This window comes from Sphingomicrobium marinum (assembly GCF_026157105.1).
In the GTDB taxonomy this organism is placed as follows: Bacteria; Pseudomonadota; Alphaproteobacteria; order Sphingomonadales; family Sphingomonadaceae; genus Sphingomicrobium; species Sphingomicrobium marinum.
Genome location: NZ_JANPVQ010000001.1, coordinates 1,098,432 through 1,121,995, shown reverse-complemented (window position 1 = coordinate 1,121,995; position 23,564 = coordinate 1,098,432). Strand labels below are relative to the sequence as shown.

13 protein-coding genes and 1 tRNA gene are annotated in these 23,564 nt (G+C 62.0%); 10 read left to right on the top strand and 4 right to left on the bottom strand.

The features are described from left to right. Positions 1-40 precede the first annotated feature (40 nt). The 6 genes from NUX07_RS05685 (at position 41) to NUX07_RS05660 (ending at position 5,739) form a co-directional block, all read left to right on the top strand. The gene (locus NUX07_RS05685; RefSeq protein ID WP_265529519.1) at positions 41-1,084 is read left to right on the top strand and encodes a rod shape-determining protein; all 1,044 of its coding nucleotides are present in this window, start codon (positions 41-43) and stop codon (positions 1,082-1,084) included. Between the two features lie 12 nt (positions 1,085-1,096). Further along, positions 1,097-1,981, top strand: coding sequence for a rod shape-determining protein MreC (mreC, locus tag NUX07_RS05680; protein ID WP_265529517.1), 885 nt, complete (start codon positions 1,097-1,099; stop codon positions 1,979-1,981). Positions 1,982-2,073: 92 nt separating this feature from the next. Beyond that, positions 2,074-2,517, top strand: coding sequence for a rod shape-determining protein MreD (mreD, locus tag NUX07_RS05675; protein WP_265529515.1), 444 nt, complete (start codon positions 2,074-2,076; stop codon positions 2,515-2,517). Beyond that, positions 2,514-4,460 carry a penicillin-binding protein 2 gene (mrdA, locus tag NUX07_RS05670; RefSeq protein ID WP_265529512.1) on the top strand — a complete coding sequence of 649 codons (1,947 nt, stop codon included), beginning with the start codon at positions 2,514-2,516 and terminating at the stop codon, positions 4,458-4,460. Before mreD ends, mrdA begins: the two co-directional genes overlap by 4 nt. Continuing rightward, on the top strand, positions 4,457-5,569 hold the full coding sequence (gene rodA / locus NUX07_RS05665) for a rod shape-determining protein RodA (RefSeq protein ID WP_265529511.1): 1,113 nt from the start codon (positions 4,457-4,459) through the stop codon (positions 5,567-5,569). The genes mrdA and rodA overlap by 4 nt, the downstream gene beginning before the upstream one ends. Positions 5,570-5,663: 94 nt before the next feature. Beyond that, positions 5,664-5,739, top strand: a tRNA-Lys gene (locus tag NUX07_RS05660). A 23-nt stretch (positions 5,740-5,762) separates the two neighbouring features. Here NUX07_RS05660 and NUX07_RS05655 read toward each other — a convergent pair. Both NUX07_RS05655 and NUX07_RS05650 read right to left on the bottom strand, forming a co-directional pair. Further along, positions 5,763-8,348 (bottom strand): EAL domain-containing protein, encoded by a 2,586-nt coding sequence (locus NUX07_RS05655; RefSeq protein ID WP_265529509.1) that lies wholly within the window; start codon positions 8,346-8,348, stop codon positions 5,763-5,765. A gap of 84 nt (positions 8,349-8,432) precedes the next feature. Next, positions 8,433-11,441 carry a S8 family peptidase gene (locus tag NUX07_RS05650; RefSeq protein WP_265529508.1) on the bottom strand — a complete coding sequence of 1,003 codons (3,009 nt, stop codon included), beginning with the start codon at positions 11,439-11,441 and terminating at the stop codon, positions 8,433-8,435. A gap of 354 nt (positions 11,442-11,795) precedes the next feature. On the opposite strand from NUX07_RS05650, the gene NUX07_RS05645 reads away from it, so the two are divergent. Continuing rightward, positions 11,796-14,201: a DUF305 domain-containing protein gene (locus NUX07_RS05645; RefSeq protein ID WP_265529506.1), complete on the top strand. Its 2,406-nt coding sequence runs from the start codon at positions 11,796-11,798 to the stop codon at positions 14,199-14,201. A 61-nt stretch (positions 14,202-14,262) separates the two neighbouring features. Here the strand turns inward: NUX07_RS05645 and NUX07_RS05640 are convergent, their stop codons facing one another. Further along, positions 14,263-15,168, bottom strand: coding sequence for a mechanosensitive ion channel family protein (locus NUX07_RS05640; protein ID WP_265529505.1), 906 nt, complete (start codon positions 15,166-15,168; stop codon positions 14,263-14,265). A gap of 200 nt (positions 15,169-15,368) precedes the next feature. Between NUX07_RS05640 and NUX07_RS05635 the strand changes: the two genes are divergently transcribed. The 3 genes from NUX07_RS05635 (at position 15,369) to NUX07_RS05625 (ending at position 22,316) form a co-directional block, all read left to right on the top strand. Beyond that, the gene (locus NUX07_RS05635) at positions 15,369-17,960 is read left to right on the top strand and encodes an O-antigen ligase family protein (protein ID WP_265529503.1); all 2,592 of its coding nucleotides are present in this window, start codon (positions 15,369-15,371) and stop codon (positions 17,958-17,960) included. Positions 17,961-18,163: 203 nt separating this feature from the next. Further along, positions 18,164-20,365, top strand: coding sequence for a GumC family protein (locus tag NUX07_RS05630; protein WP_265529502.1), 2,202 nt, complete (start codon positions 18,164-18,166; stop codon positions 20,363-20,365). A gap of 40 nt (positions 20,366-20,405) precedes the next feature. Then, entirely contained in the window at positions 20,406-22,316 is a 1,911-nt protein-coding gene (locus NUX07_RS05625) for a polysaccharide biosynthesis protein (RefSeq protein ID WP_265529500.1), read from the top strand. Here the strand turns inward: NUX07_RS05625 and NUX07_RS05620 are convergent. Continuing rightward, entirely contained in the window at positions 22,313-23,485 is a 1,173-nt protein-coding gene (locus tag NUX07_RS05620) for a DegT/DnrJ/EryC1/StrS family aminotransferase (protein ID WP_265529498.1), read from the bottom strand. The two genes, NUX07_RS05625 and NUX07_RS05620, sit on opposite strands and share 4 nt — an antisense overlap. Positions 23,486-23,564 lie beyond the last annotated feature (79 nt).

Here is a 23,564-nt window from a genome sequence, read left to right as displayed (position 1 = left end):
TTCTTGGCCAAATGCGAGCGAAAGGCAAAGGGCGGCTCTTATGTTCTGGAATAAATGGTTCAAGTGGATGAGCCACGATATGGCGATCGATCTGGGGACCGCCAATACGCTAGTATATGTACGCGGTCGCGGGATCGTCCTGAACGAACCGTCGGTTGTCGCGATCGAGACCGTCAACGGCATCAAGAAGGTCAAGGCTGTCGGTGACGACGCCAAGCTGATGATGGGCAAGACGCCCGACCAGATCGAAGCCATCCGCCCCCTGCGCGACGGCGTGATCGCCGACATCGATGTCGCCGAGGAAATGATCAAGTTCTTCATCACCAAGGTGCACGGCGGCAAGATGCGGGCGTGGCGTTTTCCGGAAATCGTGATCTGCGTGCCCTCGGGTTCGACCAGTGTCGAACGCCGCGCCATCCGCGATGCCGCCTCCAATGCCGGCGCCTCCGAAGTCTACCTGATCGAAGAGCCGATGGCCGCCGCGATCGGCGCGCACATGCCGGTGACCGAACCAGTCGGCTCGATGGTCGTCGATATTGGCGGCGGCACGACCGAGGTCGCCGTTCTGTCGCTGCGCGGTCTCGCCTACACCACCTCGGTGCGTGTCGGCGGGGACAAGATGGACGAAGCCATTTCCTCCTACGTGCGTCGCAACCATAACCTCCTGATCGGCGAAGCCACGGCGGAACGGATCAAGAAGCAGGTCGGCGTTGCCAAGCCGCCCGCCGACGGTATTGGCGAAACCGTCCACATCAAGGGCCGTGACCTCGTCAACGGCGTGCCCAAGGAAATTTCGATCAACCAGGGACAGATCGCCGAAGCACTGTCCGAGCCGGTTGGCACCATCGTCGAAGGCGTGCGCATCGCGCTCGAAAACACAGCGCCCGAACTGGCCGCCGACATTTGCGACCAGGGGATCGTGCTGACGGGGGGCGGTGCGCTGCTCCAGGGTCTCGATGAAGTGCTGCGCGACGAGACCGGGTTGCCGGTTACGGTGGCGGAAGATCCGCTGTCCTGCGTCGCAATGGGTACCGGACGCGCGCTCGAGGAAGAGCAGTTCCGCGCCGTGCTTCAAACCGCATAAGGAGGAGCGCTCATGGCGCCGCCGAAATCACGGCGCTCGGGCTTCTCGAAGCGGGCGCAAGTCAGCCTCTTTATTGGCTTCGTGGTGCTGGTCATCGGCGCCTTGTCCGGACTGGCGCTGCTTGCCCTCTCGATCGCCGCACCGCGCACCTATGACGTCGTGCGCGGCGCGGCATTGGACGCCACGCGCCCCATCGCCGAAGCCGGCACCGCCGTGGCGAACACCGCGCAAGGCATCTTTACCGGCGCTGGCGATTATTGGGACGCGGCGGACCAGAATGCGGCGCTGCGCGAACAGCGCGACGCGCTCGAGCGGCAGCTTGTCGAGGCCGAAGCGATCAAGCGCGAAAATATCCGCCTCAAGCAGACCATCGGCCTGGTCGAGCGTGCCAAGGAGGAAATCGCGACCGGGCGCATTATCGGATCAAGCCAGGACAGCCCGCGACGCTATGCCGTCATCACCGTCGGCGCCCGGCACGGTGTCGAAATCGGCATGCCGGTTCGCTCCGCCAAGGGGCTGCTCGGCCGGGTCATCGACCGCGGTCAGACGGCCAGCCGGGTCCTGCTGGTAACCGATCGGGGCAATCGCGTTCCCGGCGAACTGCTGCGTACCGGGGAAGCGGTGATCACCAGCGGTCGCGGCGACGGCAGCATCGACGTCCGCCCGCTCGAAGTGGGCCGCAATCCCTTCATGCCCGGAGACATCATCGCCACTAGCGGCACCGGCGGCCTCTATTCCCCGCGCATCCCCATCGCCAAGGTCATCCGGCAGGAAGATGACGGGGCCATCGCGGTTCCGCTTGCCCGCCCCGACGAGAGCGGTTTTGCCATTGTCGAACCAATCTATGAGCCGGTGCTGGTCGATGACACGCCAGTCGTCCAACAGGCCAGCGAATGAAGACAAAGTCGCGACCCAAGGGACGACTGAGCCGCGGTGCGCAGCGTTTTCGCAGGGGACCGGTTGCCGGCGCGCAATATTGGCCCCCCGCGATGGTTCTCCTCGCGAGCTTCTTCACGCTCTGGCCGGTCGTCAGCGATGGCGGATGGTGGCCCGACATGGCACTGCTAGTGCTGATCGCCTGGCGGCTCCAGCGCCCGCTCGCCTTCTCGCCGTGGTTTGCGCCCGCCGCAGGATTGTTCAACGACCTTATCGCCGGCCACATGATCGGCCTGTCGGTCTTCACCTTCAGCCTGGCGCTGATCGTCGCCGAATTGATCGAACGCCGCAGTCAGTGGCGCGATTGGCTCGGCGAATGGCTGGTGGCGTCCTTGCTGATCGTCGTCGCGGAGGTGGTGCAGTGGCAGGTCGCGCGTTTCGCCGGTGCGCCCGCCCCGATCGAGACCATCGGCATCCCTGTCCTTATCGCCGTTCTCGCCTATCCCGTCGTTTCGTCTATCATCACCTGGGTCGACAAGAAGCGGGTTCGCCGATGATCGCGAAACGAAAGCGCAGGAGGAAGCCGGCACGGCGCATCACCGAGGCCAATCGCGAAGCCTTGTTTTCGCGCCGCCTCGTCCTGGTCGGCGGCATCCAGGCCGCGTTTGGCGCCCTTTTGGTCGGTCGGTTGGCCTATCTTTCGATTAGCCAGAACCAATATTATCAGACGCTGGCCGAAGATAACCGCGTCCAGCTCATCATCGTCCCGCCGCGGCGCGGCTGGATCGTCGATCGCAACAACAAGCCGATTGCCATCAACCGTTCCGACTTCCGTGTCGACGCAATCCCCGAACAGATCGAAGAAGAAAATCTGGACCGCGAACTCGAACTGCTTGCCGAGCTGCTCGATATCGATGCCGAAGAACAGGCGCGCATCCGTGATGAAATCGCCGAGACCACTGGTTATCGCCCGGTCCAGGTCGCCGAGAACGTGCCGTACGAGCAATATGCCGCCGTCAACGTGCGACTGCCCGAACTGGACGGTATCCTCCCCCAGCGCGGGTTCAGCCGCTACTACCCGTCGGGTCCCGCCGTCGGTCACCTGATCGGCTATGTCGGCATCGCCAATCGCGAGGAATATGAGGCCGAGGAAAAGAATCCGCTTCTGGTCACCCCGGGGTTCAAGATCGGCAAGGAAGGCCTTGAACAGACGCTCGAGGATCGTCTTCGCGGAGAACCAGGCGGCCAGCGCGTCGAGCTGACCGCGCGCGGCAAGCTGGTGCGCGAACTCGAACCCAAGCCCGACAAGACCGGCAATACCGTCCAGCTCGCCATCGATGCGGACCTTCAGGAATATGCCGCACGGCGCCTCGGGCTGGAAAGCGGCAGCGTGGTCATCGTCGACTGCCTGACGGGCGAAATCCTGTGCATGGCGTCGATGCCGGCGTACGACCCCAACAGCTTTTCCGATGGCATTGGCCAGACCGAATGGTCGTTGCTTTCGAACAACGAGCGCCGCCCGCTGGTCAACAAGACGATCGGCTCCTTCTATCCTCCGGGATCTACGCTCAAGCCCATGGCGAGCCTCGCGATCCAGAAAGCCGGTATCTCGCCCGATGAGCGGGTCAATTGTCCGGGCGGCTACCAGCTCGGCAACCGCTTCTTCCGGTGCCTCGGCAGGCACGGGCCGATGGATATGAAACGGGCCATCGCACGCAGCTGCAACACCTATTTCTACGCGATGGGCCATCGTATCGGCTACGATGCGATCGCGGACATGGCGCGCAAACTGACGCTGGGCATGAAATACGACTTGCCGGTCCTCAGCCAGAGTTATGGCACCATTCCTGACAGCGAATGGAAGATGCGCAAATACGACCAGCGCTGGACCGCGGCGGATACGCTCAACGCGTCGATCGGACAGGGTTATGTCATCGTCAATCCGCTCCAGATGGCGGTCCATACCGCGCGCATCGCAAGCGGACGCGCGGTGCTGCCCAAGCTCGTCGGCCTGCACCCCCAGATCGCGCCCAAGCTGGATATCCCGCAGGAGCATCTCGATGTGACGCGCGATGGCATGTGGGAGGTCGTCAATGGTGCCGGCACTGCGGGCGTTGCCCGTCTACCCATCGACGGGGTCGAACTGGCCGGCAAGACCGGCACGGCGCAGGTGCGCGGCCTGTCGCGCGGGGATGGTCGATCGGTGCCGTGGCGCTACCGCGATCACGGCCACTTCGTGTGCTATGCCCCGTACGACAACCCGCGCTATGCCTGCTCGGTCACGATCGAGCATGGCGGCACCAGCGGCGCCGCAACCCCGATCGCGCGCGACGTGATGACCTTCCTGTTCGACCGGACCATAGCGATGGAGCGCCTGCGCGAGCTCGAAACCACCTGGGGCGGCAGTCTGGCCGAACGCACACAGGCCTTCCAGCAGCGCGTGCTCGCGATCGCCAATGGCGAGATACCCAATCCTTACGAAGGCGGGGACAGCGCATGATCACTGTCCCGCAACCGCTCCAACGCCTCCCCTGGCGCGCCATCTTCCTGGTGACGGCCTTGGGGTTGGTCGGTTTCGCCACGCTTTACTCGACCGCGGGCGGATCGCTCGAGCCGTGGGCGCTGCGTCAGGGCATGATCTTCATCGTCGTGTTCGTCGCCGCAATCGGCGTCAGCTACCTGCCCGTCAATTTCATCAAGGCGATGACGCCCGTCGCCTATATCGGGGTGCTGGGGCTGCTCATCGCCGTCGAGCTGTACGGCTTCGTCGGCAAGGGCGCCCAGCGCTGGATCGACCTGGGCTTCATGCAATTACAGCCATCGGAGCTGATGAAACCGGTCATCGTCATGATGCTCGCGAAGTTCTACGAGTTGCTGCCGACAGGTGACATCAACAAGTGGCGCGCCGTCTGGCCCGCCGCATTGCTGGTCGGAATCCCTGCCGGCCTAACGCTAATCCAGCCCGATCTCGGAACCGCGCTGGCGCTCATTCTCGGCGGGGTCGTGGTGATGTTCCTAGCCGGCCTGCCTTGGTGGCTGTTTGCCGGCGGCGCCGCGATCGTCGCTGCCGCGATCCCCTTTGCCATCGGTTTTCTCGAAGAATATCAGCAGCGGCGCATCCTCATCTTCCTCGATCCCGAGGCCGATCCGCTTGGCGCCGGATACAATCTCACCCAGTCCAAGATCGCGATCGGTTCGGGCGGCATGTGGGGCAAGGGCTTCCTCAACGGATCGCAGAGCCATTTGCAGTACCTGCCCGAAGGCCACACCGACTTCATCTTCTCCTCGTTCGTCGAGGAATGGGGGCTGGTCGGCGGCGTGTTTCTGATCGGCCTGTGGGCGGGTCTCATCGCGTGGGGCATGTCGGTCGCCAACCGATGCAAGGACCGCTATTCGCAGCTCGCCGCGGCGGGGCTGACCGCGACACTGTTTTTCTACGTTACGATCAACCTGATGATGGTGATGGGGCTTGCCCCCGTGGTCGGCATTCCCATGCCATTGGTGAGTTGGGGCCGTTCGGTGGTGATGACGGTGCTGATGATGATCGGTGTCCTCATGGCATTCCACCGCCAGGCCCAGAAGGACAGCCGTAGGCCGGGCCTTCGCTGATACGCGACAAAGATGTTGCAACAGCGAAAAAGCGTTGCTAGAGGGCGCGCCTCGCACGGAACCGATGCGGTCCTGTTACGGTTTTCAAAAGTGTGGACGCATAGCTCAGTTGGTAGAGCAGCTGACTCTTAATCAGCGGGTCCTAGGTTCGAGCCCTAGTGCGTCCACCATTTTCCTGCAGTGATGATCTCGCCTAGGCGACCTTGCGGTCGGTCTTGCTCGGCTTGGCGTCCACGGCTTTTCCGGCCGTCATCGGTTCGGGGCGTCCGAAGTGGTAGCCCTGGAAGCAGGAGCAGCCGAGCTTCGACATGGCCGCAATCTGGCCTTCTTCCTCGATGCCTTCGGCGGTCACGTCGATGTCCAGCGACTCTGCGAGGCTGACGATCGCCGACACGATGGCCTCGCTGCGGCGCGAACCGGCGGCAGCAGACTGCACGAAGTCGCGATCGATCTTGATCATCGAGAAGTGCATTTTCTCGATATAATTCAACGAGCTGTAGCCGCGACCGAAGTCATCGAGGGCAAAGCGCACGCCAAGCTTGTTGAGGCTCGCGAGCAGCGTTTCGAGCTGTTCATCCATCTCCAGCACGACCGATTCGGTCAGTTCGAGAATCAGGCGATCGGGCGCCAACCCGCTCGAGGCGAGCGCTTCCACGACGGTGCCGAGAAAGCCCGCATTGGCCAGCTGTAGCGATGATACGTTCACCGTCAGCTTGATATCGTTTTCCCAGGTCGCGGCCTCGGCGCACGCGGTGCGCAGCATCCAGGCGCCCAGCTGTTCGATCTGCAATGCATCTTCGGCGATCGGGATAAAGACACTCGGGCCGATTACGCCGCGTTCGGGATGGTTCCAGCGCATCAGCGCTTCAAAGCATACCGTATTGCGATCGGGCAGGTTGATGATCGGCTGGTAGCTGATCGACATTTGCCCTTCGGCAAGCGCGACTGCCAAGTCGTTTTCGAGCTCTGAACGTTCTTCCAGATCGGTACGCATCCAGCTTTCGTAGCTGGCGTAGGTGCCGCGGCCGCGTCGCTTGGCTTCGTATAGCGCAAGGTCGGCGTTGGTCATCAGGATCGAGGTCGTCATGCGATCGATCCCGAAGCTGCAAATGCCGATCGAGGCACCCACCGTCATCTCGTGATCGCCGACCACGCACGGGCGGCACGTCGCCGCGATAATATCGGCCGCGATATCCTTGGCATCGCCCAAGGTGGCGTGATGCGGCAGGAAGATTGCGAACTCGTCACCGCCAAGCCGGCCGATGACGGCCTCCTCGCCCGCTGCTTCGCGGAAACGCCTGGCTACGGTCGACAGGACGGTGTCCCCGGCAAGGTGACCGTAAATGTCGTTGACCTGCTTGAAGCGATCGAGGTCGATCAACATCAGGACGCCGGTTTCCCCAGCGAGCGATGCCGATTCCTGCTCTTCTTCGAGCAGCTTGCGGAAATGGTCGCGGGCAAAGAGGCCGGTCAGGCCGTCATGCTGGCTGACGTAGGTCAGCTTTTCATTGGCCTCGCTGATTGCCTTCTTCGACCGCGCCATGGTGCGCAGCGTGAAGAACAGGACGAGGCAAGCGAGCACCGCAAAGAGGATGCCGGCCGTCAGCAACGTAACCTGGCTCTGGCTCTTGGCCAATGCGACGTCATTGGCAGCCTTTTCTGCCGACAATTTGGAAATACGCAGTTCGCGGTTGGCCGCGTCGAAACGCGCACCGAGCAGCGCATTGTTGGCCACTGCGGAAAGATCACGCGCCTGGCTGTCAATGCGGTTGAATGCCATCAGGTGGCGGTTGGCCATCTCGTGATTGCCAAGCTTCGAATAGATTTGCGCGCCCGTTTCGTGAAAATCACGGAAATAAGGGGGCGTGGCGTCGAGGTCCTGGCCCGCGAACGTGCGCGAAAGATAGCGTTCTGCGGTCCGCGCATCTCCGCGGGCAAACGCAATCTGGGCGCGCACGCCATACAGGAAGGGCTCCCACTGTTCGGCGCCGCGGTCCGAATAGGCCAGACCGGCTCGAATGGTTGATTCCGCTTCATCAAGATCGCCCGCAAGATATTGGGTTGAGGCGATATTCGTCAGAATACGCGCTTCCAGCATCGGGCTTTCCATCTTGCCCGCAACCTCGAATGCCTGACGGAATTCGGCTTCCGCCTCGTCATAACGTTCGAGCTCTTTGAGCGCGTTACCGGTATTGTTGTGCGCCGACAGCGACAGCGGCAGATCTTCGGGATAGGCCGCCTTGGCCTGGCGGTAGTAGCCGAGAACGCGTTCATAGTCGCGTGCGTCGGAATAGAGCGAACCGATATTCTGCAGGACGATCGCTTCGCTGCGCGCTTCGCCGAGGCCCTGGTAAAGCTCATGGGCGTCGAGGAAGGACGACAAGGCGGTGCCATATTGGCCCGACATTGCGCTCAACGAGCCTTTCGAGCGGGTCAGATCGGCGTGGAGCTTACCGCCCGGCGCGACCTTGCTCACTTCCTGGAGGCTCCTGGACACGAGTTCGGAGGCTTCGTCGCCGCGATTGAGGCGCATCAGCGCTTCGGCTTCGAGCCACTGCGCGGTCAGGCGCGCCGTGCGCGAGCTGACGTCATTGTCGTTGGCAAGTTCGCGCGCTTCGCGGGCATAACCCAGCGCGGCTGACGAATCGGCCATCATCGAGGCCTTTGCCTGCTCGATTTTCTCGTTGAATTCCGCAGGCGAGGTGAAGTTCGCATATGCCGGCGGCGCGAAGGTGATGGCCAGCGTAACCGCCAGCACTCCCACGCTTTTTTTGATCATACCGAGCATTGCATTTCCCCAATTTGCCGCGTCCGGTCGGAGATTTTCCGGCCATCGTGGCCGTCGGTCCCCGGACAGGTTGCGTTAAAAATTCAGGCTGAAGCTAGCGCCAAGAACATAATTTTCCGTTTCACCCGGGTTGCCCTCGGTCTGGTAGCGCCCGAAGAGCGACAGATCGGCGTCGTCGGACAGCGGGGTCGCGTAGAGCATCTCGCCGACCAGGCGACGCTTGTTCTCGATGCTGAAGCTCTGCGTCCATTCGCCCAGTTCACCGGTCTGGCGATCGATCACGGCAAGCTGCGTGAACTCGATATCGCCATTCTCGACCGTGAGGGGCTGCGAAACGGCCAGGCGCAGGCGGTCATCGTCGCCCAGCAGGCCATTCTTGGTCACCGCCAGCTGTCCGGCGGTGCTCCAGACACCATTGCCGGTGCGGAATGCCTGGCCATCATGGCTGTCGGTGCGCGCGCCGGTTGCCGACAGGTCGAGTCGGATGCCGTGACCCACATCGGCCGCGAGCGAAGCCGTAAGCGCTTCGGTCGAACTGCCGGTGCCGAGCAGCAAGTCGACAGTCGACTGGACGCCAAGCAGGGCTTCGTCTTCACGCAGGTGCGTATATTGCAGGCCAACCGTCAAATCATCGTTGACGCGATGTTCGATATCGGCCGTGAAAGCGTGGGCCGTGTGGTCCTCGAGACGCTCCATCACCAGACGCTCGCGCTCGGTAAGGCCCTGAATTTCATCACCTTCGAGGCGGTTGTCAGTGTACCCCAGCGTGATCTTCGTATCCGCCGAGAGCTGGTAGCCCATCGCCGCGAAGTTCTCGCCCGAAGCAAAGCCGAGCACCGGGTTCACGCCGCCATGGTGGCGGTCATAGTCCGAGAACAGGCCGTTGCCATTGCCCGCCAGCGCCTGCGCGCCCTGGCCGTAGCCCAGCGTGAAGCTGAGCTTGCCGGCCGGGTCGGTCAGCGTGGTGGCCATGTGCGTCGATTCCACGCTGCCGTCGCTGTTGAAGCGGGGCATCGCACTGTCGTAGCGCATGCTCCAGCCGCCAGGGATCGTGGCATTGGTCGAACGAATGTCGCTGAACCCGGCATGGCCATCACCTTCGCTATCCGTGCCACCACTGAGGATCCAGTTGGTGAAACGCCCGCTGACGAAATCCTGGAAATATTCCCAGCTTCCGAGGACGTTGGTGCGCTTCCCGTAGGTCGCGGTCGACATCGGCACGACGAAGTCGCGGTGCGTATCGCCGACATATTCGATCATGGAGAAGAACACGTTGTTGCTTTCGTACCAGCTCGGAAGGCCACCTACGCCGTCTGACAATATCGTCGAGGCCGATCGCGAGGACGATTTATAGCCGCGCCCCTTATACTGGTAGATCGTGAACGTCATCGAATTGAAATCGAGCGGGGACTGCGATGCAAGTACGTCGAGCATGCCCCAGCCATAGACCTCATCGGGGCCAGGCGCGCCAAGATCGCGGGCCGAACGGAAGATGATCTCCGCCGTTGCATCGGGATTATCGGCGAGCCACGCCCAGCGGTCGTGCAGCAGCGTGATCGCACCCGAGACAAGCGGTGTGGCGAAGGACGTACCCGAACGGCGCACGACGCCGCCCTCACCGTCCGACACCAGCATCAATTCGCCCGGCGCCATGATGGTGCGCATGTATAGGCGATTGGCTTCATGGCACACGCCATTGTCCAGCAGGCAGGCATGGCCGGGCTGATTGGAGAATGCCGAGACTTCGCCATGCGGGTTCACCGAACCGACCAGGATCATCGTCGGATCGCTACTGAAATCCCATTCGATATCAGTGGTTTGCGTGATGCCGTCATTACCAGCTGCCAAGACATATACCGTGTCATTGGCGTGCTGTGCGACGCGCCGATCTGAAAAGACGTCGACGATACCCGGCGCGACGACCCATCCAGCTTCACCAAGCGACATGTTGATGACGCTGGCGCCGTCAATCAAGTTTAGCAGGCTCAGGCCACCGGCCTTCAGCGCTACGATGCCGTCAGCGACATCCGCCCAGCTGGCAGTGCCGTCTACGTCGAACGGATTATAAACGCGGATTTTGGCATTGGGGGCGATACCCATCACGCCTTCACCGTCATGCGCACCAGCGATGAGGCTGGCAACCGCGGCACCGTGCCCGTCGAGGGTCTCCGCTGTGCCACCCGAATAAACGACGTTTGACGACAGGAGCGAGCCTTGGAGCGTGCTGTCGAGCAGCCCGACCGTGCTCTGGCCCTTGGAGCCCTGAATCTGCGTGATCGCGGGGGTCCAGTTAACAGCGCTCATCCAATGGTCGACATGATCGAGGCCCGAATAGGTCATGAGCGTGTCGTGCCAATCCAGGAAGAAGGCCGAACGTTGTAGACCGGTCAGGGCAGAGAGCGACGAGGGGTCATTGGGGATGATGCCGTGGCGCGCGAAAATCGCCGCGACAAAAGCGTCCTCAAAGCTCTGACCGGTCTGTTCGGTAACAGCCGCGCCCCACTGGGCTTCCGACTGTGCAATCAGTTCCTGCAGCTGCGCATAAACTTTAGTGTAGTGGTCCGGCGAAGCGCCTGCGGCTTCAAGCGCGGCCCAATGATCGTTGGTTGACTGGATCAGCGCACCAGCGTCGCTCCAGAAATCGCCGATCGATGCCAGGTTCGCAGCATCGAACGCGCCGATGTTGCCCCAGAATGCACCGATATTTCCCCAGAATGCGGTGATATCACCATAGAAGGGGCTGATGTTGCCGTAGAACGGATCGATGTTTCCGTAGAACGGGCTGATATTGCCATAGAAGGGAAGGATGTCGCCCCAGAAGGCACCGATATTGCCGTAAAACGGGAGAATGTTCCCGTAGAACGGATCGATATTGCCGTAGAAGGGATCGATGTTGCCATAAAGCGGATCGACGACGTTGTGTGCGACCACCACACCTTCATCGCCCGCATTATCTTCATTCGAAAGCGTGACGCCGCCCGTGATGAGGAGCGTCGCATCCTGATTGTCCTGTGCCTGGGCAGGGCTCGCCATCGCTGCGACTAGCGCAAGCCCGGCTGCTGAGATGTTGAGACGCTTTTTCATAGTCATTCCCGTTTCTGGTCCACGTTTTGGTCAGACAGGGAATTAACCCGGGCATGTTTACCGGTGAGTGTGGGGATGGAGTTAACAGGAAAATAACGACGTTAACGTCGCAAAAAAACGGCAGTTTTATGGGATTTAGCTGTTAAATATCGATTTTCTGGTGCGTTAACAGAGCTGTTAATTCGAGCCCGGAATTGGTCATTTTGAGGCCGAAACCGGCCTGAATGTTAACAAACGAATCGCGAGTATTAACGTGTCGTACGGTTGGCCCTCCCCTCGTCGAAAGCCCGCTTTTCAAATGTCCAAAGTCTCGCCATGGTCCGCGCAACAATGAATCGTCACAAGGATTAAGACATGGCTTCGCTTCGCTTTTTCGCCTCCACCAGTATTGCCGCGATGATGGTCGCTACCCCTGCCCTTGCGCAGGACGTGCCAATCGTCCTGCCGGGAGCCCCGGGTGAGGAAAGCCGCACGGTCGATGCTAGCGAAGCCGCGCGCATTGCCAACAACAGCTATAGCGAAGACGATGTCGGCTTCCTCCAGATGATGATCCCGCATCATTATCAGGCGGTCCTGATGGCGCGGCTTGTCAATGATCGGACCAACAACGAGACTGTCAACGAAGTCGCGAGCCGTATCCTCACCAGCCAGGATGACGAAATCGCCTTCATGCAGACTTGGCTGGGCGACCGCGGAGAAATGGCGCCCGACCCGGCCAGCGGTGCGCACATGCATCATGCACATATGGACGCCGAGGCGATGGAAAATATGGGCATGGCCAGCGCGGCGGAAATGGCGCGGCTCGCCGGCCTGAACGGAACCGACTTCGACGCGCTGTTCCTCGAACTGATGATCGCGCACCATGAAGGCGCGATCCGCATGGTGCGTGACCTCCTCCAGCAGCCGGGCGCGGCCTACGATCCCGTGCTTTACGACTTCGTCGCCGATGTGCGCTCCGACCAGGAAGCGGAAATCAAGAAGATGAACCTGGCGCTAGCAAGCCTGTCGCCCGACCCGCGCGTGGGACTTGCGGGGGGCTTCCTCGATGCCGGTGAAGCCATTTCGAACCTGCGGCATGTCGCCTTCCTGCAAAAACCGGCAGGTTTCTACGATCCTGCCAATCCTTCGGGTCAGCCGATGCCGATCGTCGAAGGCGATGACGACGCAGACGCCGATGCCGATGGCGATAGCGAACGGCGCGATGGCGACGATCCCGAAGACGATACCCGCTACAACGAACGCGCCCCGCTCCTTTCCTTCGCGCAGACCGACATGGCGTTCTACGACGACAAGATGGTCGTCGGAAATTACCACGGCTTCAACATCTACCGGCTGACCGATGCCGGCCAGCCCCAGCTCCTCTCCTCGGTAGTGTGCCCGGGCGGCCAAGGCGACGTATCGGTCGTCGGCGACATCCTCATCATGTCGGTGGAACAGACGCGCGCACGCGTCGACTGCGGCCTGCAGGGCGTACAAGGCCAGGTCAGCAAGGACCGCTTCCGCGGCATCCGCATCTTCGACATCAGCGATGTCACGCGTCCCAAGCAGGTCGGGCTCGTCCAGACGTGCCGCGGCAGCCATACGCACAGCGTGGTGGACAGCAATGACGAGCGGATCGTCGTCTATGTGTCCGGAACCAGCTTCGTGCGCGACGAAGAAGAACTGGCCGGGTGCGTCGGCGAAGTGCCGGGCGATGCCCGCACCAGCCTATTCTCGATCGACGTAGTGGAGATCCCCCTCGCCAACCCCGCAGCCAGCCGCATCACGTCGAGCCCCCGCGTGTTCGAGAGCGACGGCCAGATCGCCGGCTTGTGGCGCGGCGGCGACCACGGTGAAGGCACACAGAGCACCTATCGGACCGACATGTGCCACGATATCACCATCTTCCCCGATGCCGACCTGGCGGCGGGCGCCTGTTCGGGCAACGGCATCATCCTCGACATCTCGGACGTCTATAACCCCAAGCGCATCGCCGCCGTGACCGACCAGGGCTTCGCCTACTGGCATTCGGCGACGTTCAACAATGTCGGCACCAAGGTCGTGTTCACCGACGAATGGGGCGGCGGCGGCATGCCGCGTTGCCGCGCGTCCGATCCAAAGAACTGGGGCGCCAACGCGATCTACACGATCGAGGACGGCGAACTGGTCTTCCAGAGTTATTACAAGCTGCCGGCAGCGCAGTCAGACAACGAGAACTGCGTTGCGCATAACGGGTCGGTCGTGCCGGTCCCGGGCCGCGATATCTTTGCCCAGGCATGGTACCAGGGCGGGCTGTCGATCAGCGACTGGACCGATGCCGCCAACCCCCAGGAAATCGCGTTTTTCGATCGCGGTCCGGTCAGCAAGACCGACCGCTTCAGCTTTGGCGGCTACTGGTCGACCTATTATTATGACGGCTACATCTACGGCACCGAAATCACCCGCGGGCTCGACGTCTTCGAACTGACCCCGAGCGAACATCTCTCGGTTAACGAAATCGAAGCCGCCAAGCTTGCCGACATGGGCGACACCTTCAACCCGCAGCAGCAGTACCAGGTCACATGGCCGGCGGTTCCGGTGGTGGCCAAGGCCTATCTCGACCAGCTCGAACGTGATGGCGGGCTCGAAGCGGACGTGATCGCCGGTGCGCGCACCGCGCTAGACGCCGGCGACATGGCCGCGCTCAAAGCAATCGCAGAAGGTCTGGAAGCGGGTGGTAGCGATACGGCGGCTAAGCGCCGCGCGGCACTCAAGGAAACGCTGATGGGTATCGTCGGCTAGTCCCGATCCATCCAAAGCAATGAAAGGCCCCTCGCGGAAAACGGGAGGGGCCTTTTGCTTTTTAGTCGTTGGCGGAGCGACCGAGCGCATCGGCGATTTTCGCCGGTTTCGGATTGTCGGCGACGCTCGGCCAACCCTCGCGCTGCCGCGACCGGTCGCCATCGCTCGCTTCGGTCTGATCGTGGAACAGGTGCACCTGCGTTTCGAACGGCATGTCGATCCCCGCTTCGGTGAGCGCATAGGCGACGTTTTCGATTACCTGGCTGCGCAAACGCGTTTCGGTGCCGCGCTTGCTTTCATGCCACCAGCGCGCCTTGATCGTGATCCAGCTTGCCGCGAGGTCTGCGACCAGCACGTCGGGTTCGCGCTCGGTCGAGACGCCTTCGGTACCCTTTACCGCATCGAGGATGACCTTCTTCGCCGTGCGGATATCGTCACCGTAGCCGATCCCGATTTCATATTCGCTGCGCCGCAGATCGTAAGCGGTCCACACCTTGAGCGGATCGGAATAGATTTGCTTGTTGGGGATGATGACGCGCTTGTTGTCGAACGTACGGATGAAGGTCGCGCGCGTTTCGATCTCTTCCACGCGTCCGCGATAATCACCGCTTTCGATTTCGTCGCCCACCTTGAAGGGCTGGCGGACGAGGATGAGGATGCCGGCAAGCAGGTTGGAAAAGATATCCTGGAAGGCAAAGCCGATCGCAAGGCCGCCGATGCCAAGGCCGCCGATGAGCTGGCCGGGGGTGAGCGAAGGCAGCACGACCGTCAGCGCAATGAATAGGCCGACGATCAGGATGACCCAGTAGATCATCCTTGAGAAAACCGTCGCCAGCGACTCGTTGCCGTCGCCAAAACTCGCCTTGCTGACCACGTTGCGAACGATTTTCGCGATGATCCAGAAGGCGATGAAGACGATTACGCCGATGGCGAGCTTTGGCAGCGCCGCGAAAAAACCGTCGATCATGCCGTCGATCGTATTCCACGTGGCGCCGATGTCTGCAGTGACTGAATTGATGGAATCTCTCCCCGTTGTTTTTCTCCCAACGAGGCCGCTGACGCGCTTGTTCCGATAGGGTTTTGACGGCCTTGCCCATTGCAGCTAGGCAACCTTTCAAACGAGCCAGTGCCTTCGCGCTGATTCAGGAGGGAATTTGCATGCCGTCGATGATCCAGAAGCTCCGCGCCTCGGGGCAATGGGATAGTGTTCATGTAGTCGCGGTCATCACCTTGGTGGCGGCCTTGCTGATTGGCGGCGGAGGTGCTGCAGGCCCGCTCAACAACGGCATTCTTGCCAGCCTTGGCCTGTTCTTGCTGCTGACGGCGTTGTGGGCCCATTTCACTTACCGGCGGCGCCTGCCCAACATCGCCATCTGGCCGGCGATGCTCATGCTCGGCGTGCTGGCCCTCGTACTTTTCCAGCTCACTCCCGTGGCCAACGCGCCCTGGTCCGACACGCCGGGGCGTGAAATCGAAACCGCCTTGCTCGCCTTGTTCGGCGAAAATGTCGCCCGCCCGCTCAGCATCGATACCGCGGCGACCAAGCGTGCCCTTGCCGGTTTCATCTTGCCCTTTGGCCTGCTGATGGCGGCCATGGGTTCCACCAAGACCCAATTCAGGCATTTCTTTGTCATCATCTTCGCCGGGCTGATGATCCACGCGGCGTGGGCGATTATGCAGATCGCGCTGGGCTATCCCGAACATCTCTCAATCTACGACGGCCGCCGCGTTCTGGAAATTACCGGGCTTTTCGCCAACCCCAACCATTTCGGCACCTTCATCGCCTTGGGCATCCTGGCGATCGCGGCCTGGAACGTCCTTTCTTCGGGCAAGTCCCGCTCGCGGCGACGCGGCAACAGCGCGAGCACCAAGCTCAAGGCGAAACTCAACCAGCCGAGCATCCTGGCGCTGGTCCTGTGCGGCCCGCTCATTGCGTTACTTGCACTGCTGGGTAGTTCGCGCGCGGGCCTCATCCTTGTGACTATTGCGATCCCGGTTGCGCTGCTGGCAGCGTTTCGTCCCAAATCCTCGAAGATGGTCATTTCCTTCTTGTTGCTGGCACCGATCGTATTGGTGATCTTCGACCTGTTAAGCCCGCAGATCGACCTTGCCTCGATCGCGACGCGGCTTTGGGATCCGGAGAATATCCGCCTCGCGATCCTGCCCGATCTTCTCTACGTCACCGAGAGTTTCTGGCCGTGGGGCGTCGGGCTTGGCGGATTTGACGGCGCTTTCCGCGCCAACGAAAATCTCGACTTCCTCATCCCCTTCTACATCAACCACGCACATAACGACTGGATCGAGTGGGCGCTGGAAACCGGTATTCCGGGGGTAGCGCTGATGGGCGCGTTCCTGCTCGTCACCATCGGATTGGTCATCAAGGCGCTGCGCAACGCCTCTGGCGAGGGCTCGAAGTTGCGCCATGCGATGCTCGTGGCTGCCGCCGCATTGCTGCTGGCCGGCCTGCATAGCCTGATCGACTATCCGGTGCGCATGGCCACGATCAACGCCGTGCTGGCTATTTTCCTGGCGCTGCTATGGCTGCCGTGGCTCGCCGCGCGCGACCAGGGCGAGCCAGCCAGCATGAGAAAGCGCGTCGGCATCGGCATCGTGCTGGTCATCGTCGGATTGGCCATGGCGAGCCAGTTGGTGCGTCTCTACGCGGCGCAGGCGGCCTTCCTCGATCGCCGTGCCGCTGCGGCAGTTGCACTCGATCCCAATCACGGCACCGCGCTCGCGGCCGTTGCCGCGCGTGCAACGCAGGAACGCGACAGCGCGCAAATCATCCCGGTCGCCCGCAAAGCGCTGATCGAGCGCCCCTATTCCGCCAACGCGGTTCGCGCGATCGCAATTGCGCTCGAACTCGATGGCGATCCCAATAACCCGGCATGGCCGCTAGCGGCCGCGCTTGGCTGGCGTGACGGGCCGACACAGCTTTGGGCGTTCGGCCAGGCGCTCGAGGTCGGGCAGTTCGACATCGCGGCGCTACGCGCCGATGCGCTGATGCGCACGCAGGACCAACCTGAAGATTTCGAACAGGTGCTGTGGCAACTGGCCAGCATTCCCGAATTCCGCGAAAAATTCGTCGAACGTCTCAACCTCGATCCCTTCTGGCGCAAACGCTGGCTATCGGCCGGTCCCAATCAAGCCGGACAGGCGATCGATGGATCGGTCGCGCTGATGGACGACCTTCGCGCCAGCGGCAAACTCAGCCGCGAGGAGATGCGCGGCAGCCTTCGGGCCATGCTGCAGACCGAACGGTTCGCTGATGCGCGGCGGCTTTACGAGAGTTTGCCCAAAACGTCTTCGTTCGAAGGCCTCGCAGACGATAACGGGTTCGAATATCAGGCCGATCTCTACAAGGGTAAGCTGACCCCGTTCGACTGGAATTTGCGCGAAGGCGGTGGATTCCTGTCGCAGGTCGAGGGAAGCGCCGACCAGAACCTCTATCTGGAGACCGATGGTCGCGGCAATTACGTCCTGGTGGACCGCACATTGCCGCTCGAAGCCGGCCCGCACAGCGTGAGCCTCAATGTCGAAGAAAGCGACGGTGATGCATCCGCTTTCTCGGTCGCGATGGTGTGTGTCGGCGAAGAAGACCGGCTGATGCTCGAGCGGCTCGACGACGGCGCCAACACGGTCGAATTCACCGTTCCGCCGGCCTGCCCCGCACAGGTGTTTCTGATCCTAGGCCGCATCAGCGACCGCTATTCGGGTATTTCGGTCGACGATGTCGTCTTCCGCCGGAATGGCGGCTAGAGCGGGCCCAGTCCGTGATAGGCGTTTATCGCATTGACCTTGCGCGCAAATTTGCTACCGACACCGCGAAGAGTGCATCTGCCTTCGTGGGGATCGCTGTCGTGTGGGCCAATCCATTGAAAAATGGGCAAAGATGCGCGCAAACAAGACATGATGGTCGAACGAATGGCCGACGTTAGCAGCGGCAGAATGGGATTATTGCGTTGAACGAACTGACCACAAATTATGGCGGCGACGGCGACGGCCGGAACCTGCCCGCGCACGGCATCGAACGTGACGTCATCAACGAAGCCACGATGATGAACGATCAGGAGAGCGAATCCCCGCTTTCCAGCCTGCTTCGTATCGTTCGCCGCCGCCGCTGGGTCATTATCGGCATTACCGGGGCCTGCCTGCTTGCAGCCTTGGTCGTCAGCTTGCTGGTGGAGCCGCAATATACCGCTGAAACGCGCATCGAGATCCGCCGCGAGGCCGACAAGGTCCTCAACATGGATTCGGTCGAGCAGGAAGCAGAGCTGGCCGACCGCGAATTCTACCAGACGCAATATGAACTGCTCGAGAGCCGCACGCTCGCCGAAGCGGTCGTGCGTGACCTTCGTCTCGCCGAGAATGAGGAATTTCTCGACGCATCGGACATGAACGGTGCCGACGCGATGGAACTGCCGCGTAACCAGCGCGTGCGCCTCGCCTCGGAAGTCGTCATGGGCGGCACCACGATCGCACCGGTTCGCCAATCGAGCATCGTCGATGTGAAGTTCACCTTCAACGACCCAACGGTGGCGCGCGATGTCGCGGATTCGCTCGCAGAGAACTTTATCCAGACCAACCTGGCGCGCCGCTTTGAAGCTACCAGCTATGCACGTGACTTCCTTGAAGAACGGCTCGTCACGACCCGCGCCAAGCTTGAGGAATCCGAGCGCCAGGCGGCCGCCTATGCGCAGCGTCAGGGCCTCATCAAGATCACCGACAATGAGAGCGGCGCCATCACGCCCGCCAACACCTTGGCAACCGCCGATCTCGCGCAGTTGAGCCAGGAACTGGCGGTCGCCCGCGCCCAGCGCGAACGTGCCGAAGCCGCACTGGCGGAAGATCGCGGCGGCCGCGCCGCAGCCTCTGCCCTCATCAACGACACCGTCACCGCACTGCGCCGCGAACGCGGTGAGCGTGCTGGTGAGCTTGCGCAGATGCGCAGCGATTTCGGCCCGGAATATCCCGCCCTTGTGGCGCTCGAGCAGCAGGTTGCCGCGCTCGATCGCGAAATCGAACGCGAGGTCGCGCGTGTCGCCTCCTCGCTCGGGCAGGAATCGCGCGACGCCTATCGCAAGGCCCTCGCGGCCGAACAGCGCATCCAGGCGCGCGTCAATGCACTGAAGGGCGATGTGCTCGATACGCAGCAGCGCGCCATTGCCTTCAACATCATCCAGCGCGATGTCGACACCAACCGCCAGCTCTACGAAGCGCTGCTGCAGCGCTTCAAGGAGATCGGTGTCGCCGGCGGCGTTGGCACCAACAATGTAGCGATCGTCGATCCCGCGCTGGTGCCTGAAGAACCGTCGAGCCCCAATATCCCGCTCAACCTTGCGCTCGGCTTGATTCTTGGCTTCGCGATCTCGGGTGCTGCGGTCTTCGCGCTAGAGCAGATTGCCGACAGCGTGATCCTGCCTTCGGACTTCCAGCGCAAGCTCGGCACGCCGCTTTTGGGCACCACGCCCAAGCTGATCGAGTCCAAGGACGAAGAAGGGATCGATCGCAACAATACGGCGCTGACGGAAAGCTATTTCTCGACGCTGACCGCCATCCAGTTTTCGACCGCACACGGTACGCCGCGCTCGATGCTCGTGACGTCCAGCCAGGAAGGCGAAGGCAAGTCGACCACCGCCTTCAGTCTCGCGCGCGATCTTGCCGCGGTCGGTGCCAAGGTGTTGATCATCGACGCCGATATGCGCCGTCCATCGCTGCACACGACGCTCGGTCGTCCGCTGGGCAAGGGTCTGTCGGACATCCTCGTCAATCGCATGCAGCTCCAGGAAGCGGTGTTCGAAACCGGCTTCGCCAACCTGTCGGCGGTACTGGCCGGGTCAATCCCGCCCAACCCGGCAGAATTGCTGTCGGGCCCGGGCATGAAGCAGATCGTAGCCGAAGCCGTGAAGCATTATGACCATATCATCGTCGACGGCCCGCCGGTCCTGGGCCTGGCCGATGCGCCGCTGCTGAGCCGCGCCGTCGAAGGCACCGTATTCGTGGTCGAATATGGCCGCACGGTCGCCGCGCAGGCCCGCCTTGCGATCCAGCGCCTCGCTACCGTGCGCGCATCGATCGTCGGTGCGGTGCTGACCAAGCTCGATGCCGAAAGCGCGGGCTACGGCTCGAACTATGGTTATCGCTACAATTATGGCGACAAGTGATCGGCGCGCGCCTTTCACTTGACCCCAAGCTGACCTGATCATGTCGCGATTGCGCCGACTGACCGACCCCATGCTGCATCGACTGATCGCGCTTCCGCGCGGCGTCAGGCGATCGCTGGTGATGATGGTCGATGTCGTCGCCTGCATTATCGCGGCCTGGGCGGCATTTTCGATCCGGCTAGGCGTGGCGCAGGTCGCGCTCGACCCCTTCATCATCTTGTGCGTGCTCGCGCTTGGCAGCTGGCTTTTCGCCGCGCTGATCGTGCGGCCTTACCGTTCGACCACGCGCTATACCGGTCGCAACAGCATCTTCATTCTTGGCAAGGCGTGCCTCGTGATGATGGTGGTGCTGATCGTGATCCTGGCGACGACCCGCCCCGAAGACGTGCCGCGCACGATCTCGGTGCTACACCCCATTCTTTTCTTCTGCTTCATCGCGACCATTCGCGTGACGGCAGCAGCTGCGTTGCAGCCGGTCATCGAACATTGGGACGGCAGTGGTCGCCGCAAGCGCGTGCTCGTTTATGGCGAAGGCGCGCCGATGGAACAGATGGCGCTGGCGATCAATCGCGAGCCCGGGCTGCACTTGGTCGGTATCGTCGATCCCAGTGGCCTTCACTCCAACAGCTTGATCGAAGGCATCCCCGTCTGGCCTGACGGGGCGCTCGACGATGTGCTCAAGGATGGCGGGGTCGACGAACTCTTCCTCGCGCACGCCGGTCGCGGGCAGCGCGCGGTACGCCGCAACCTTCTCGAGCGGTTGCGAAAGGCAGGCACGCCGGTCCACGTCCGTGTCCTGCCGTCAATGGCGGATGTTGCATTCGACAAGGTCAGCGTCAGCGATATGCGACGCATCGAAATCGGTGACCTGCTGGGCCGTGACCCGGTCGATCCTGATCCCGAGCTGATCAGCGCCAACATCACCGGCAAACGTGTGTTGGTGACCGGAGCGGGAGGCTCGATCGGTAGCGAGCTCGCACGGCAAATCATTACGCTCGCACCCAGCGAGCTCATCCTCGCCGACCAGTCCGAATATCATCTCTATGCCATCGACGCCGAACTGCGCTCGATGGCGGAAGAGCACGAGTTTACGCTTCCCATCACGGCGGAGCTAGCGAACGTCGCCGATATCGTCGATTGCGCGCGCCTTTTCGCCAGCAGCAAGCCCGACACGGTATTTCACGCCGCCGCCTACAAGCACGTCCCGCTGGTGGAGGCCAATGTCACCGCCGGCGTTCGCAATAATGTCATCGGCACGCTCAATGCTGCATTGGAAGCAGAAAAAGTGGGTACGAGCACCTTCATCCTGGTGTCGACCGACAAGGCGGTGCGTCCTACCAGCGTGATGGGCGCGTCCAAGCGCGTCTGCGAGCTGATCGTTCAGGCGCGTGCAGCGTCGGGCGCGGCGACCCGCTATTCGGCGGTGCGCTTCGGCAATGTGTTGGGATCGTCTGGCTCGGTCGTCCCCAAATTTCGCAGCCAGATCGAAAAGGGCGGCCCCGTCACCGTCACGCATATGGAGATGACGCGCTTCTTCATGACCATCCCAGAGGCTGCCCAGTTGGTCATCCAGGCCGGCGCCATGGCCGAGGGCGGTGAAGTCTACCTGCTCGACATGGGTGAGCCGGTGAAGATCAGCGACTTGGCGCGCGCGATGATCGAACTATCGGGGCTGGAAGTGCGCGACGACAATAATCCCGACGGCGACATCGAAATCGTCGAGGTCGGCCTGCGTCCCGGCGAAAAGCTCTACGAAGAGCTTCTTATCGGCAACGATCCCAAACCGACTCAGCACCCGCGCATCGTCAAAGGCCATGAAGATCAGTTGGCGTGGGAAGAGTTGGAGCAGCTCATGCAGGAAATCTGCGACCGGATTGCCGACGACGACGATACGGGCCTGCGCGCCCTGCTCCACCGGCTCGTTCCCGAATATACGCCTAACGGCAGCTAGGCGAAGGCGCGGCGCAGGACGTCGGCGCTGACGGTGGCGACCTTCTCGACCTCTTCGTCGGTGAGCGTGGGGTGGCATAGCCACATGATGCTGGTCTCGCCCAGTTCCTTAGCAACTGGCAGCGGCGCTTCGGGGCGCAGACCCGTCCCGTCGAAGGCCTTTTCGTTATAGACCTCCGAGCAGCTACCCTGGAAACACGGCACGCCGGCATCGACGATTTCCGCAATGATCCGGTCGCGATCCCATCCCGCCGCCAGCTTCTCCGGCTCGACATAGCCGTAGAACTTGTACCAGGCATGGCGCGTGCCGTTATCGGGGGCCGGACGCGGCAGGCGGAGACCCTCGATCGCGCCCCACGCTGCCTGATAGGCTGATGCGATGTCGGTGCGGCGCTGGTGCCAAGCGGGCATCATCGCCACCTGCTTGCGCCCGATCACCGACTGCAGTTCGGTCATCCGCCAGTTGGTGCCGAAGCTTTCGTGCAGCCAGCGGAAGCCCGGCGCATGCTCGCGATTATAGACCGCGTCCCAGCTTTTGCCGTGATCCTTGTACGACCACATGCGCGACCACATTTCTTCGTCATCAGTGGTCACCATGCCGCCTTCGCCGCCGGTTGTCATGATCTTGTCCTGACAGAAAGACCAGGCACCGACATGGCCGATCGATCCCACCGATTTGCCCTTGTAGCGCGCACCGTGTGCCTGCGCGCAGTCCTCGATCACCTTGAGGCCATGCTTGTCGGCCAGCGCCATGATCGGATCCATGTCCGCGGGCCAGCCGGCAAGATGCACGGGGATGATCGCCTTTGTCTTGTCGGTGATCACCGGTTCGATGGTGTGCGCTTCGATGTTGCCGCTATTGCGGTCAACATCGGCGAACACGGGCGTCGCGCCCGCTGTCACCACGCTGGAGACCGACGCAAGGAAGGTGCGCGGCGTGACGATCACTTCATCGCCCGGCCCGATACCGATCCCGATCAGCGCAAGATCGAGCGCGACCGTGCCGTTGGCAACGGCGATGGCATGCTTGCTGTCGAACGCGGCGGCGAATTCCTTCTCGAACTCGCGCCCCTCCTGCCCTGTCCAGTAATTGACCTTGTTCGAACGCAGCACGTCCGCGACGGCGCTGATTTCCTCTTCGCCAAACGATGGCCACGGCGACATGCTCATAACGATTCCAACTGCTTGATTTTGGGCCCGGTCTCGGCCACTGCGTGAGGCCTAGATAGTCGCAGTCATACGACGACGC